We start from the raw sequence: 232 nt of genomic DNA on the forward strand, positions 1-232 counted from the left end.
TTCGGACTGATCGCGGTACTAGCAGCGGCGCTGATGGCAGCCCCGGTTTTTGCACAGCAGGCTCCCGCTGCCGCGGGCAGCATGACCGTGCAATGCAATGACGGCACGTCGCAGACGGTAAGCACCACCAAGGGCGCTTGCCACGGCCATAAGGGCATCAACAAGTCGGCCAGCAGCTCGGCCGCTTCGAGCGCGCCGGCTGCCGCCGCTCCTGCAGCCGCTGCCAAGCCGG

At 67.7% G+C, this 232-nt stretch carries 1 pseudogene; it reads left to right on the forward strand.

Annotated elements, in window-relative coordinates:
- Window positions 1–33 precede the first annotated feature (33 nt).
- Window positions 34–232 (forward strand): annotated as a pseudogene (locus QQJ96_RS18090) (DUF3761 domain-containing protein); the annotation flags it as partial.

The sequence above is a fragment of the Dyella flagellata genome (assembly GCF_030160275.1).
Lineage (GTDB): Bacteria > Pseudomonadota > Gammaproteobacteria > Xanthomonadales > Rhodanobacteraceae > Dyella_B > Dyella_B flagellata.